Raw genomic sequence first — 11693 nt, 5'->3', positions numbered from 1 at the left:
GGTCGCAGGTGGGGAATCGCTGTCGGACGCGGAGGTGGCGACGCTGGGCTGCGCACTGTGCGACGCGCAGGTACGCGACATCCTGTATGCCCTGGCGGTGGGGGAGAGCGCCGGCGAGGCCGAGTCGCTGTGGGCGCTGCTGGCGCGCACGTTGCCCCCGCCCTGGCGGGTCGAGGCGTTGGTTCTGCTCGCGTTCAGCGCCTATGCCCGCGGCGACGGCCCGCTCGCCGGGGTGTCGCTGGCGGAGGCGTTGCGGTGTGACCCCGACCATCGGATGGCGGTCATGCTGGACACCGCGTTGCAATCCGGTCTGCGGCCCGACGACATCAGGGACCTGGCGCTGACCGGTTACCGGCTGGCCAAGCAGTTCGGCGTGCGGCTGCCAGCGCGCCGGCCGTTCGGCCGCAGGGTGGGGTAGTGGCACGCGCGGCGAACCGCGCCAAGCGCCCGGGTCAGACCTTCTCGACCTTGACCGCGTGCGCCATCTCGTGCGGCAGGGTGACGTTCTCGTGACCCGGGATGACGATGGTGACCCCGGCGGAACTGGTCTCGACGGTGACGCGCGCGTTGGGGACCACACCGGCGTCCTTCAGGCGGGAGATCAGGTCGATGTCGCCCTGAACGTGCTCGGTCAACTGCCGCACCACGACCGCCACCGGCGCGCCCGCGGGCAGCTCGGTCAGCCGGACCAGGGGACCGTCCTCGGACCAGGACTCCGGGCCCACGCCCAGGTCCAGGAGCCCGGGGATCGGGTTGCCGAAGGGCGAGGTGGTCGGGTTGTTGAGCACCTTCACCAGCCGCCGCTCGACGTCCTCGCTCATCACGTGCTCCCAGCGGCACGCCTCGGCATGCACCTCTTCCCAGGGCAGCCCGATGACATCGACCAGCAATCGCTCGGCGAGGCGGTGCTTGCGCATCACGGCAATGGCCAGCGCCCGGCCCTTGTCGGTGAGCTCGAGGTGGCGGTCGCCGGCCACGTGAAGTAAACCGTCCCGCTCCATGCGCGACACGGTTTGGCTGACAGTCGGCCCGCTTTGATCCAGACGTTCGGCGATTCGGGCACGCAGCGGCGTCACGCCCTCTTCTTCGAGGTCGTAGATGGTCCGCAGGTACATCTCGGTGGTGTCAACCAGGTCGTTCATTCAGCACCCTCCGTCGACGCTGAGTCTACTTGGCCAGCTGCGCGAATGGTTGTAACGCCTCCCAGGCAAGCAGTATGCCCGCCGCGGACGCGGCGGGCATACCGTCTGCTACCTAGCTCGAGTGAGGTGTTAGCTCGCGTACGACCGTAGCCTGTCGGCGCGCTCCCCGTTGCGGAGTTTGGACATTACGTCCCGCTCGATCTGGCGGACCCGCTCGCGGGACAGGCCGAACAGCTTGCCGATCTGGTCCAGGGTGCGCGGCTGACCGTCGTCCAGGCCGAAACGCAACCGGATGACCTGGTGTTCGCGTTCGTCCAGGGTGGCCAGCACGCTGCGGATGTCGGTGTGCAGCAGCTCGGCGATCACCGCGTTCTCGGCCGACATCGCCTCGGCGTCCTCGATGAAGTCGCCCAGCGGTGCTTCCTCCTCGGAACCGACCGGCATGTCGAGGCTCACCGGGTCGCGGCTGTGCTCGAGCAGGTCGTTGATCTTTTCCACCGGGATACCGGACTCGGCGGCCAGTTCCTCGTCGGTGGCCTCGCGTCCCAGGTTCTGGTGCATCTCGCGCTTGATCCGCGCCAGCTTGTTGACCTGCTCCACCAGATGGACCGGCAGCCGGATGGTGCGGCTCTGGTCGGCCATGCCGCGGGTGATCGCCTGACGGATCCACCACGTCGCGTAGGTCGAGAACTTGAATCCCTTTGTGTAATCGAACTTTTCCATGGCGCGGATCAGCCCGAGGTTGCCCTCCTGGATCAGGTCCAGCAGTGGCATGCCGCGACCGGTGTACCGCTTGGCCAGCGACACCACCAGACGCAAGTTGGCTTCCAGCAGGTGACGACGCGCCGCCTGACCATCGCGCACCACGGCCTCTAGATCGCGTTTCCGGTTCTCCCCGAGGCGCTTACGCGTTGCGAGCAGGTGTTCGGCATAGAGTCCGGCCTCGATGCGCTTCGCGAGTTCGACCTCACCCGCCGCATTGAGCAGTGCCGTCTTACCGATTCCGTTCAGATATACGCGCACTAGATCCGCTGCGGGGCTTTGAGCATCCAGATCGCCGTCAAATCTGCTCGTGCTGGCGTTCGCCATAGCGACCTCCCGTTCGGCTTTGTTCTGTCATCGAGTTCAACGACAGATCAGCTCTGAGAGTTCCCAGCGATTCCCTATCTCACACGTCCTGACGTGCAGGAATGTGCCGTCGACCTGAGAATGTCCTGAGAAGTCCGCGACGGCGGCACCTTCGGGGAAACGACGGCTAGTCGGGATCAATTCCGCCGCGGGCGCCGGGAGGCCAGTCCGGTTGCGGCGGTCGCGGCGCCTCGAGCGCGCGACGTTCGGCCCGCGGGAACAGGGGAATGTGCTGTCGGGCGTCGTCGAACCGGCGCGGCTCCTCGGCGCTGCGCGGCGGCCGATCGTTCGCGATCAGCACGGCCATCCACGGCAACGGGATGGAGGCCGCCACGATCGCCAGGGAGATCAGCCCGTTGTGCCACGCGCCGTAGGCGACCGCGGCCAGGATGAGCGCCGGGATGCGGAACGCCATCAAGGTCAAATACTTACGGACCCGCGCACGATGCTGCTCCTCGTACGAGGTCGCGGCGGCGGTGATGAGCACCGGGCGGCTCTTGTTGCCGTCGAAGTCATCGAACCGGTCGTCGAACCCCGGATCGGAGCCGTGCTTCATTTCTCCACTGTCCCACAACTGGCCGACTCCCGCCCGGACGGTTTCTGGGCCGCGCGCAGCGCCCGGCGAGCAGTGCACAATGTCAGATATGCAGACCCAAACGATCGAACGCACCGAGACCGACGAACGCGTCGACGACGGGACCGGCAGCGACACCCCGAAGTACTTCCATTACGTCAAGAAGGACAAGATCGCGGAGAGCGCGGTCATGGGCAACCACGTCGTGGCGTTGTGCGGCGAGGTATTTCCCGTCACCAAGGCGGCCAAGCCGGGCTCACCGGTCTGCCCGGACTGCAAGCAGATCTACGACCGGATGAAGAAGGACTGACCTAGCCGGGCGGCTCCGCCGGCGCGACGTCCCGTTGCGCGGTGATGGGATTCGTGGTCACCGGATTGGACAGAGTGTCCGCCGCCTTCGCCAGCGCGGGCGAGCGCGACAGCAGCCATCTGCGCAGCCGGTGCGCATGCGTCCTGGGCGCGGGGAATTCTTCTTGGATGGCGGCATTGAGTTCGGCGCCGATCATGATCGCGAAGCCCCCGAAGAACGAGAACAGCAGGAATGCGATCGGCGTCGAGAGCGCGCCATAGGTGTAACCCGTACTGGTGATCCACTGCAGGTAGATCCGCAGGCCCAGGGTGGCGATCACAAACACCGCGGTGGCCAGCGCCGCGCCGAAGATCAGCCGATGCGTAGGCAGCGGCTCCGGCAACGACACGCGGTACAAGATCACGACCCCGATCATCAAGACGAGGATCAAGGCCGGGTAGTAGCCGTAGCGCAGCGCGTTGGCCAGGCTGACCGGAATGTGCTCACCCACCTTGCGTGGGCCCAGGACCACCAACGGCGCCGTCGCCACCACGAACACCAACCCCACCACGTAGAGGAACAACGCGAACAGGCGTTGGCGCACCGGGTGGCGCAACGGCGTCTGGTCATGCGCCTCGACCACGGAGTCAACGAACGACGAGATTGCCGACGACCCCGCCCACAACGAGATGATGAAACCCAGCGACACCACCTCACCGCGGGCGTTGTTGGCGATGTCGCGCACGGTCGGCTCGATGATCTCGTTGACCACGCTGCGGGAGAACACGCTGTGCGCCGTCGAGATCAGCTGACGCAGAATGCTGGGCAGCATGTCGGGGCCGAACAGCGGCGCCACATACGCCAGCGTGCCCAGCAGCCCGAGCAACAGCGGCGGAAGTGACAGCGCCGACCAGAAACCGGCCTGAGCCGACTCCGAGAAAATCGAGTCGTCCCAACTCTTGGAAAGAGTCCTCAGGGTGATTCGCCAAATGTGGTGGCGCGACGGTTTTGCGACCTGCTCGCTCATACCCGTCCAGCATTACCGAAGATCGCTCGCACCGCCCACATTGGCGATGGGCGAGTTCGCCGCGGCTTAGCTTTCGCTGAACTCCAGCACGGCGTCCAGCTCGGTCAGCTTCGCCTCGTGCTCGTTGGCGTGGTGCTGGCAGAAGAGAAGCTCCAGTCCGGAAGGCAGCTTGGCGCGTACACGGGCCGCAGCACCGCAGCGGTCGCAGCGGTCAGCCCGGGTCAGTTCTGGACTCGTCAGAGTTGCATTCATGGCTTCTCCGTTCTCGTACTTTCACTTTCTCAGACGTATGGCGTTTTCGCCTTGTTCCCCGATCGTTATCGGGTGTGTCGTTTCTCACGACCTGGTCAGGTTTGGTTTAAGCGATCTCTAGGGTGTCGCAGTGTGACCTTCGCCCCGAACGTCCTGGTGCATCTGTGCGGAACCGAGCAGTGGGCGCGGGCCCGCCGGCTGGGCGGCATCCTGCCGGAGGACACCGGCGGTGGCGAGTTCATCCATCTGTCGACGCCCGAGCAGGTGCACCTGCCGGCCAATCGGCTCTACCGCGGACGCGACGACCTGGTCCTGTTGCACATCGACCCCGCGCGGCTCACCGCGCCGGTGCGGTGGGAGCCGGGTGTGCCAACCGATCCCGAGTCGATGCTGTTCCCGCATCTGTACGGCCCGCTGCCGGTGGCCGCCGTGGTCCGGGTCACCGCCTACCCGCCGGTCGACGACGGCACCTTCCCGCCGGCGTCGACGTAGGCGTCGGCTTCGATTTCCACCAGCAACTCGGGCGCAATGAGCGCCGAGACCTCGACCATGGTGGCCGCGGGCCGGATCGCGCAGAAGACCTGCTCGTGCACCGCTGCCACCTCGCGCCAGCGCGAGATGTCGGTGACGTAGATGCGGGTGCGCACCACGTCGGTGAGCGCCGCGCCCGCTTGACCCAGCGCAGCCTCGATGCGGCGCAAAGCATCTCGAGTCTGGGCGGCGATGTCGTCGGCAGGCCCGGCCCCGGTTGTTCCGGCCACCGCCACGTGCGGACCGACCCGCACCGCGCGCGAGTAACCGACCGCCGACTCGAAGGCGGAGCCGGACGAGACCACTGTGCGGTTGCTAGGCATGCGCCTCACGGTACGACGGCGGAGCCGCCACCGCAGCCGAATTTCTCGGCGGCAGCCCGTGTTTGGCTTACCGGGTCACGCTGACGTCGAGATGGCTTGTGCGCCAACCGTTTCGGGGCGGATCGGCTAGTCCAGGTAGTCGCGCAGCACCTGGGAACGGCTGGGGTGGCGCAGCTTCGACATCGTCTTGGACTCGATCTGGCGGATGCGCTCACGGGTCACGCCGTAAACCTGCCCGATCTCGTCCAGCGTGCGCGGCTGGCCGTCGGTGAGGCCGAAACGCAGCCGTACTACGCCCGCCTCGCGCTCCGACAGCGTCTCCAGGACCGACTGCAGCTGGTCTTGCAGCAGCGTGAACGACACCGCGTCCACCGCCACCACGGCCTCGCTGTCCTCGATGAAATCGCCGAGCTGGCTGTCACCCTCGTCACCGATGGTCTGGTCCAGCGAGATCGGCTCGCGCGCGTATTGCTGGATCTCCAGCACCTTTTCGGGCGTGATGTCCATTTCCTTGGCCAGCTCCTCGGGCGTGGGCTCGCGGCCCAGGTCCTGCAGCAACTCGCGCTGGATACGGCCCAGCTTGTTGATGACCTCGACCATGTGCACCGGGATACGGATGGTGCGGGCCTGGTCGGCCATAGCGCGGGTGATGGCCTGACGGATCCACCATGTCGCGTACGTGGAGAACTTGTAACCCTTCGTGTAGTCGAACTTCTCGACCGCGCGGATCAGACCCAGGTTGCCCTCCTGGATGAGGTCCAAGAACGCCATACCGCGACCCGTGTAGCGCTTGGCCAGCGACACGACCAGTCGCAGGTTGGCCTCCAGCAGATGGTTCTTCGCGCGATCACCGTCGCGGCAGATCCACATCATGTCGCGACGCTGGGCGGCGGGCAGTTTGTCGCCGCGCTCGGCCAGTTCGGTCATCAGCTGCGTGGCGTACAGCCCCGCCTCGATCCGCTTGGCCAGCTCAACCTCTTCCTCGGCGTTGAGCAGAGCGACCTTACCGATCTGCTTGAGGTAGGCGCGAACCGAGTCGGCCGAGGCCGTCAGCTCCGCGTCCTTGCGGGCCTGCCGCAGCGCCTCGGACTCGTCTTCGTCCCACACGAAATCGCCGGAGGCCTTGTCCTTTTCGGACGGCTCGGCGATCTCCTCGTCCTCCTCGGCCGCGGCGTCGGCGGCCTTGGCGGGCTTGGCGGCGGCCTCTTCCTCGGGCTCGTCCTCGCCTTCGGCCACGTCGGCGTCGCCCTCCTCGGCGTCTTCGCCGCCGGCCGCTACGTCCTCCTCGAGGTCGTCGAGGGACAGGTCGGTGTCGATGTCGAGGTCCTCGCCAGGCTCACCCTCGAGGTCGGGCTCGTTGTCCAGATCCTCGACGGCACCGTCGGAATCGATGGCGTCGGGATCGGCCGGGCCGCCCTTGGCCGCCTTGGTTCCACGCGCGGACGGCGTCTTGGCGCCGGCGCCCTTGGCCGCAGCGCGCGTCTTCTTGGTATCGGCGGCCCCATCGGCCTCGGCGGACGGCGATGCTGTCTTGGCGGCCCGCTTCGCGGGCGCCGAGCCGTTGGCAGCCTTGGCCGCCGGTCGCTTTGCGGGGGACGACGGAGACTTCGTGGCGGTGCGTTTCACCGGCCCATCCGTTGCCGGGCTTGCTTTCGTCGCTGCCACTTACACCCCTTCGTTTGGGCTCACTCTCGGTGGGTAGTGGGCATGGTTAACCGAAAGTGTCTGCTATGTCGATGTCGGCGTTGGTATCAGCGTGAGTAGTCGCACGCTGTCGGTTGGGCATTCGCCGAGCACCATTGTAACGACAGTGCGGGGTCCTACGGCTCTGCCGGGCGAAATCAGTGCGTCACGTCCGAGGTGGCGGCCATCGCCGCGCCGACGATCCCGGCCGTGTTGAGCAGCGCCGCGGCCACCACCGGGGTGCGGTTGGTCAGCAGCGGTACCCATTTGTCGGCCTTGCGGCTGATGCCGCCGCCCGCGATGAACAGATCAGGCCATACCGCGTTCTCGATGCTCATCAGCACCTTGGTCACCTGCTTGGCCCACTTTTCGTACGACCAGCCGTTGCGCTCCTTGACCGAGGACGCGGCCCGCTGCTCGGCCTCCTTGCCGCCGACCTCGAGATGGCCGAACTCGGTGTTGGGAATCAGCGTCCCGTTGTGAATCACCGCCGAACCGATCCCGGTGCCGAAGGTCAGCAACACCACCAGTCCCGACTGGCCTTTGCCCGCCCCGTAGTGCTCTTCGGCCAGCCCGGCCGCGTCGGCGTCGTTGAGGACGACGACGTCCTGACCGTCCAGTTCGGCGCTGATGATGTCGCGAGCGTTGGTGCCGATCCACGCCTTGTCCACGTTGGCCGCCGTCTGCACGACGCCGTGCGTGACGACCCCGGGGTAGGTCACGCCGAGCGGGCCGGTCCACCCGAAAGCGTTGACCACCTCGGCGATGGTCTTGGCGACCGCCGAGGGCGTCGCGGGCTGCGGGGTCAGCAGCTTCACCCGCTCGCCGATCAGCTGCCCGGTGTCCATGTCGACGATGCCGCCCTTGATGCCGCTGCCGCCGACGTCGATGCCGAATCCGCGGCGCGCCGGCCTCCCGTCGCCGGCGGCGACGCCGGGCGTGTCCGTGGTCGAGTCGGTGCTGGTCATCGAATCTCCTCGGCGTGACTGGGCTGTCCGCTCACCTTAGCGCCGCGGCGGTGCGGCCCGCGGCGTCTGCGTGACCCCGGCGACTGTGATCCGATAGACCGGTGACCCCTTCCGATGACGAGCTTGTAGGCCTGCGATCGGTCGCCGAAACCTTGGCCGCGGAGGCCGCCGCGTTCGTGAGGCGTCGGCGGACAGAGGTTTTCGGCGCCGAGGCGGGCTTGCACACGTCAGACACTGGCGCGGTGCGATCGAAGAGCACCCCGACCGATCCGGTGACCGTGGTCGACACCGAAACGGAACGGCTGCTGCGCGACCGGCTGGCCGAATTACGGCCCGGGGACCCGATTCTCGGTGAGGAAGGCGGCGGTCCCGACGATGCCGGGGATTTTGGGGCTACGCCCCCTGGGACGGTCACCTGGGTGCTCGATCCCATCGACGGCACAGTGAATTTCGTCTACGGCATCCCCGCCTACGCCGTGTCGGTCGGCGCCCAGGTCGACGGCGAGTCGGTGGCCGGGGCGGTCGCCGACGTCGTCGGGAATCGGGTGTACTCGGCGGCGCTCGGCCTGGGCGCGCATGTCGCTGACGACGAGGCGACGCAGCCGCTGCAGAGCGCCGCCGTCGACGATCTGTCGATGGCGTTGCTGGGCACCGGTTTCGGCTATTCGCGCCAGCGCCGCACGGCACAGGCGGCGCTGTTGGCGCGCATGCTGCCCGTGGTCCGCGATGTCCGCCGGATCGGCTCGGCGGCACTGGATCTGTGCATGGTCGCCTCGGGCCGGCTCGACGCCTACTACGAGCACGGTCTGCAGGTGTGGGATCGCGCCGCGGGGGCGCTGATCGCCTCCGAGGCGGGAGCCCGGGTGGTCCTGCCCGCGCCCGGAGTGACCGGGGCCGGCCTGGCGCTGGCCGCCGCGCCCGGAATCGCCGACGAACTCCTGGCCGTGCTGGAGCGCTTCAACGGTCTGGATCCGATCCTGGATTGACCGCCCGCGTCAGCAGCTGCTGGCGTGAATCTTGGCCAGCAGCGTGGGATCTGAGGGTTCGGTGGCGCCGGGACGCAGGGTGGCGAGCACGGCGTCGATGTCGTCGTTGTGCGCCAGCGCGCTGAAGTCGGTGCCCAGCGCCAGGTCGACGGAGTCGTCGGCGCGGTTGTCGTTGAACAATTCGGTGCACGGCGCCACCAGCCACACGGCGGCCGCGGTGGCCTGTCCGGCGGTGCCGAAACGGATTTGGCCCTGACAGGTGAGCCTGGTGCCCGCATACAGGGGGTCGTTGGCGGCGGTCGGTTGGGCGAAGCCGAGGTCCTTCATGGCGCCGGCGACGTCGCCGGCCTGGCCGCCCCGGCCGCTGGCGTTGAGGACGCGAACCTTGGTGTCGGCCAGCTTGGCGGGCGTGACATCCATCATCGCGCTGCGGGACACCTGCTCGCCGAGCTGGGCCGGCGCCGAACCGGCCGACTGCGGCGGTGGATTGCACACCACGGCCTCGTGCACCTTGGCGGGGCGCGTCAGCGCGATCGTCCAGACCACGCCGGTGGCCACGGCGAGAAGAACCACCACGATGATGGCGGGCCTGGGGTTGCGGCGCCGAAAAGGCCGACCGTGCTTGTCAAACGCTGTACCCTCTGTGATTTGCGTGACCACAGGTGCACTCTAGCCGCACGCTAAACCCACTGTTCAGAGACGAGCGCAAGGGTGAAAATAGAGGTGTGACGTAAATCACACCTTAATGGGCCGCGATACGGGCACGAATCATTTGGTGGATGCGTTCGACGCTGGTACAAAGCGATGCTTGGATATCGCGGGCATGCAGAGGCAATAGGGCAGGGGAAGAGATATGCCTACCGACTATGACGCTCCACGGCGCACCGAGACGGACGACGTTTCGGAGGACTCGCTGGAGGAGCTCAAAGCGCGACGGAACGAGGCGGCTTCGGCCGTCGTCGACGTCGACGAATCTGAATCCGCTGAGAACTTTGAACTGCCGGGTGCCGACCTGTCCGGGGAAGAACTGTCGGTGCGCGTGATTCCGAAGCAGGCCGACGAGTTCACCTGCTCGAGCTGCTTTCTGGTGCAACACCGCAGTCGGCTGGCCAGCGAGAAGAACGGCGTGATGATCTGTACCGACTGCGCGGCCTGATAGCTGCGCTACCGTGTCAAGGCCGACAACACCCGCTCGGGGTGACGGCAGCTCACCAGCCAGTACGGCGTCGGATCGTCCGGGTCGTCGAGCACGACCAGGATCATCGGCCCCACCCACGCCCTGTGTAGGACGTACGCGGCCGGGTCGAGCTGGCGGCCCAGCGCCGCGGACTTGGCTGACGGGGCTATCTGCGCAGACCGGGCGATCGCGGTGACCGGCAGGTGCGCCCGGCCGGCCCACAGCTGCACTTCGCCGGGCACGGTCGGGTCGGCGGTCACCTGGATCTCGAAGCGGCCCAGCCACAACAACGCCGCGGCCGCCACCGCGAACAGCGCCGCGTACGGCCACCAGGTCGATTGGCGGGTGACGCCCATGTTGAATTCGAAAGCGATGATGCCCGCGAGCGCGAAGGCCGGTGGCCACCACCACCACGGGACCCACAATCGTTCGCGATACCGCACGTTGTGCGGCGCGACGCGCGTATCGGACACGCAGTCAAGGGTAGTCTGTGCCCCCGTGTCGACCAGTCTGGCCATCGTCCGCCTTGACCCCGAGCTTCCGCTGCCCAGCCGCGCCCACGAGGGCGACGCCGGGATCGATCTCTACAGCGCCGAAGACGTCAAACTCGAGCCGGGGCGCCGCGCCCTGGTGCGAACGGGGGTCGCGGTCGCCATCCCGTTCGGCATGGTCGGCCTGGTGCATCCGCGGTCGGGTTTGGCTGCGCGAGTGGGACTTTCGATCGTCAACAGCCCGGGTACCATCGACGCGGGCTATCGCGGCGAGATCAAGGTTGCGCTGATCAACCTGGATCCGACCGATCCGATCGTGGTACACCGCGGCGATCGCATCGCCCAATTGCTGGTGCAGCGAGTCGAACTAGTGGAGTTGGTCGAGGTGTCGTCGTTCGACGAGGCCGGGCTGGCCGAAACATCCCGTGGCGATGGTGGTCACGGTTCCTCCGGCGGACATGCGAGTTTGTGAGCGCCGGTGACGATGCAGAGCGAAGCGATGAGGAGGAGCGGCGCTTATGGCTGCATTCGGTAAGCGCACACCCAAAGACGACGACGCCACCGGCGCCGACACCCCGGACGCGGTGGCGGCCCGCGACGCCGACGAGCCGGCCCCCGAGGAGCTCGAGGGACCGTTCGACATCGAGGACTTCGACGACCCGGCGGTCGCGGAGTTGGCCCGCCTCGACCTCGGCTCGGTGTTGATTCCCATGCCGGAGGCCGGGCAGCTGCAGGTCGAGCTGACCGAAACCGGTGTGCCGAGCGCGGTGTGGGTGGTGACGCCCAACGGGCGGTTCACCATCGCCGCCTACGCCGCGCCCAAGACGGGCGGGCTGTGGCGTGAAGTCGCCAGCGAGCTCGCCGAATCGCTGCGCAACGATTCGGCCCAGGTGAGCATCAAGGACGGCCCGTGGGGTCGCGAGGTGGTGGGCACCGCCACCGGCGTCGTCCGTTTCATCGGCGTCGACGGCTATCGCTGGATGATCCGCTGCGTCATCAACGGCCCGCACGAGACGATGGAAGCCTTGGAGCAGGAGGCGCGAGCGGCCTTGGCGGACACCGTGGTTCGGCGTGGCGACACCCCGCTGCCGGTGCGCACGCCGCTGACCGTGCAGCTGCCCG

17 protein-coding genes are annotated in these 11693 nt (G+C 67.4%); 7 read left to right on the top strand and 10 right to left on the bottom strand.

Features of this window, described 5'->3' with window-relative positions:
* The coding region (locus DQP58_RS23475) for a DUF4192 domain-containing protein (protein ID WP_133259426.1) at positions 1–418 on the top strand (418 nt) is incomplete at its 5' end.
* Positions 419–452: 34 nt separating this feature from the next.
* Here DQP58_RS23475 and DQP58_RS23470 read toward each other — a convergent pair.
* The 3 genes from DQP58_RS23470 to DQP58_RS23460 form a co-directional block, all read right to left on the bottom strand.
* Entirely contained in the window at positions 453–1142 is a 690-nt protein-coding gene (locus tag DQP58_RS23470; RefSeq protein ID WP_112710553.1) for a metal-dependent transcriptional regulator, read from the bottom strand.
* Positions 1143–1271: 129 nt separating this feature from the next.
* On the bottom strand, positions 1272–2231 hold the full coding sequence (gene sigB, locus DQP58_RS23465; RefSeq protein ID WP_007774892.1) for a sigma-70 family RNA polymerase sigma factor SigB: 960 nt from the start codon (positions 2229–2231) through the stop codon (positions 1272–1274).
* A gap of 166 nt (positions 2232–2397) precedes the next feature.
* A complete protein-coding gene (locus DQP58_RS23460) occupies positions 2398–2844 on the bottom strand; it encodes a DUF3099 domain-containing protein (protein ID WP_112710554.1) in 447 nt (148 codons plus the stop codon).
* 70 nt (positions 2845–2914) lie between these two features.
* Here DQP58_RS23460 and DQP58_RS23455 point away from each other — a divergent pair, with 70 nt between their 5' ends.
* Positions 2915–3154 carry a DUF3039 domain-containing protein gene (locus DQP58_RS23455; protein ID WP_044485021.1) on the top strand — a complete coding sequence of 80 codons (240 nt, stop codon included), beginning with the start codon at positions 2915–2917 and terminating at the stop codon, positions 3152–3154.
* A 1-nt stretch (position 3155) separates the two neighbouring features.
* Here DQP58_RS23455 and DQP58_RS23450 read toward each other — a convergent pair whose 3' ends face one another.
* Together DQP58_RS23450 and DQP58_RS23445 are read right to left on the bottom strand one after the other, a co-directional pair.
* Positions 3156–4160, bottom strand: a complete 1005-nt coding sequence (locus DQP58_RS23450) for a YihY/virulence factor BrkB family protein (RefSeq protein ID WP_112710551.1) — start codon at positions 4158–4160, stop codon at positions 3156–3158.
* A gap of 66 nt (positions 4161–4226) precedes the next feature.
* A complete protein-coding gene (locus DQP58_RS23445; protein ID WP_007774888.1) occupies positions 4227–4412 on the bottom strand; it encodes a DUF7455 domain-containing protein in 186 nt (61 codons plus the stop codon).
* 132 nt (positions 4413–4544) lie between these two features.
* Here DQP58_RS23445 and DQP58_RS23440 point away from each other — a divergent pair, with 132 nt between their 5' ends.
* Positions 4545–4904, top strand: a complete 360-nt coding sequence (locus DQP58_RS23440) for a DUF952 domain-containing protein (RefSeq protein ID WP_112710550.1) — start codon at positions 4545–4547, stop codon at positions 4902–4904.
* On the opposite strand, the gene DQP58_RS23435 is transcribed toward DQP58_RS23440, so the two are convergent.
* The 3 genes from DQP58_RS23435 to ppgK all read right to left on the bottom strand — a co-directional run bounded on the left by DQP58_RS23435 (position 4859) and on the right by ppgK (position 7917).
* The gene (locus DQP58_RS23435) at positions 4859–5266 is read right to left on the bottom strand and encodes a Rid family hydrolase (protein WP_112710549.1); all 408 of its coding nucleotides are present in this window, start codon (positions 5264–5266) and stop codon (positions 4859–4861) included. The genes DQP58_RS23440 and DQP58_RS23435 overlap by 46 nt on opposite strands.
* Before the next feature lie 126 nt (positions 5267–5392).
* Positions 5393–6931: an RNA polymerase sigma factor gene (locus DQP58_RS23430; protein ID WP_112710548.1), complete on the bottom strand. Its 1539-nt coding sequence runs from the start codon at positions 6929–6931 to the stop codon at positions 5393–5395.
* A gap of 176 nt (positions 6932–7107) precedes the next feature.
* Positions 7108–7917: a polyphosphate--glucose phosphotransferase gene (gene ppgK, locus DQP58_RS23425; RefSeq protein ID WP_112710547.1), complete on the bottom strand. Its 810-nt coding sequence runs from the start codon at positions 7915–7917 to the stop codon at positions 7108–7110.
* Between the two features lie 101 nt (positions 7918–8018).
* Between ppgK and DQP58_RS23420 the strand changes: the two genes are divergently transcribed.
* Positions 8019–8903 carry an inositol monophosphatase family protein gene (locus DQP58_RS23420; protein WP_112710546.1) on the top strand — a complete coding sequence of 295 codons (885 nt, stop codon included), beginning with the start codon at positions 8019–8021 and terminating at the stop codon, positions 8901–8903.
* Positions 8904–8912: 9 nt separating this feature from the next.
* Here DQP58_RS23420 and cei read toward each other — a convergent pair whose 3' ends face one another.
* Positions 8913–9563, bottom strand: a complete 651-nt coding sequence (cei, locus tag DQP58_RS23415) for an envelope integrity protein Cei (protein WP_112710545.1) — start codon at positions 9561–9563, stop codon at positions 8913–8915.
* Between the two features lie 193 nt (positions 9564–9756).
* Here cei and DQP58_RS23410 point away from each other — a divergent pair, with 193 nt between their 5' ends.
* Complete coding sequence (locus DQP58_RS23410) at positions 9757–10059, top strand: DUF4193 domain-containing protein (RefSeq protein WP_036468275.1); 303 nt, start codon at positions 9757–9759, stop codon at positions 10057–10059.
* Positions 10060–10067: 8 nt separating this feature from the next.
* Here the strand turns inward: DQP58_RS23410 and DQP58_RS23405 are convergent, their stop codons facing one another.
* The gene (locus DQP58_RS23405; RefSeq protein WP_112710544.1) at positions 10068–10553 is read right to left on the bottom strand and encodes a DUF3093 domain-containing protein; all 486 of its coding nucleotides are present in this window, start codon (positions 10551–10553) and stop codon (positions 10068–10070) included.
* 25 nt (positions 10554–10578) lie between these two features.
* On the opposite strand from DQP58_RS23405, the gene dut reads away from it, so the two are divergent.
* Together dut and DQP58_RS23395 are read left to right on the top strand one after the other, a co-directional pair.
* Positions 10579–11043, top strand: a complete 465-nt coding sequence (gene dut / locus DQP58_RS23400; protein ID WP_066860692.1) for a dUTP diphosphatase — start codon at positions 10579–10581, stop codon at positions 11041–11043.
* 46 nt (positions 11044–11089) lie between these two features.
* Positions 11090–11693: DUF3710 domain-containing protein (locus DQP58_RS23395; RefSeq protein ID WP_133259425.1), on the top strand; the 604-nt coding region annotated here is incomplete at its 3' end.

Source organism: Mycobacterium colombiense (assembly GCF_003284975.1).
GTDB classification, from domain to species: domain Bacteria; phylum Actinomycetota; class Actinomycetes; order Mycobacteriales; family Mycobacteriaceae; genus Mycobacterium; species Mycobacterium europaeum_A.
This window is presented reverse-complemented; position numbering and strand designations above follow the sequence as displayed.

Coding starts and splice junctions, on each gene's coding strand:
- ppgK (WP_112710547.1), bottom strand. CDS start 7,917: ATGACCAGCACCGACTCGACCACGGACACGCCCGGCGTCGCCGCCGGC.
- DQP58_RS23445 (WP_007774888.1), bottom strand. CDS start 4,412: ATGAATGCAACTCTGACGAGTCCAGAACTGACCCGGGCTGACCGCTGC.
- DQP58_RS23455 (WP_044485021.1), top strand. CDS start 2,915: ATGCAGACCCAAACGATCGAACGCACCGAGACCGACGAACGCGTCGAC.
- DQP58_RS23435 (WP_112710549.1), bottom strand. CDS start 5,266: ATGCCTAGCAACCGCACAGTGGTCTCGTCCGGCTCCGCCTTCGAGTCG.
- sigB (WP_007774892.1), bottom strand. CDS start 2,231: ATGGCGAACGCCAGCACGAGCAGATTTGACGGCGATCTGGATGCTCAA.
- DQP58_RS23450 (WP_112710551.1), bottom strand. CDS start 4,160: ATGAGCGAGCAGGTCGCAAAACCGTCGCGCCACCACATTTGGCGAATC.
- DQP58_RS23410 (WP_036468275.1), top strand. CDS start 9,757: ATGCCTACCGACTATGACGCTCCACGGCGCACCGAGACGGACGACGTT.
- DQP58_RS23470 (WP_112710553.1), bottom strand. CDS start 1,142: ATGAACGACCTGGTTGACACCACCGAGATGTACCTGCGGACCATCTAC.